We start from the raw sequence: 496 nt of genomic DNA, 5'->3' as shown, positions 1-496 counted from the left end.
ATCTGCCCGTGTCATGATGTCCACTACAGCCTGAATCTGGAGGAAGTCTTTGGCTTTATCGAGGTAATATCGTGACGACATACCGCTACTTGTCTTTGGCTTGACGGACTCTCGGTACTGCTCTCCATGGATTGTCCCATAGGCCGCCCCCTGGAGGCCGAAGTCGTGAAGAAGGTTTGCGAAGAAGTCACCGTAGTAGAAGTACGGATCAATACCCGCAGACGAGAGATCATATACGAAGTCGATGATATGTTTGTATTCGGACTCTGTGGTATCGTGCTTATCAAGATCTTCAAACAGAAGGAAACACTCTCCAATATCCTCGTTGTTGAGTAGCTGAACCAATTCAGTCCGGTTCTCACCGCGAGCGATTTTTCCCGTCGATGTGTACACTACCGGTCGCAAAGGACGAGTTGCTTGGGCCTTCGAGGCTTCAAGAATTGTCTCGAATGCGTCGTAATCTTGCTGTGTTTCCAGTTTATGTCCCCATGGGATA

The 496-nt window shown here is 48.8% G+C and carries 1 pseudogene; it reads right to left on the bottom strand.

The features are described 5' to 3' along the window. Nucleotides 1-393: pseudogene (locus D3D01_RS22710) on the bottom strand (hypothetical protein); the annotation flags it as partial. Between the last annotated feature and the right edge of the window lie 103 nt (nucleotides 394-496).

Source organism: Haloarcula sp. Atlit-7R (assembly GCF_003666065.1).
In the GTDB taxonomy this organism is placed as follows: domain Archaea; phylum Halobacteriota; class Halobacteria; order Halobacteriales; family Haloarculaceae; genus Haloarcula; species Haloarcula taiwanensis.
The sequence above is the reverse complement of the archived record's forward strand: the minus strand, read 5'-3'. Positions and strand labels throughout refer to the sequence as shown.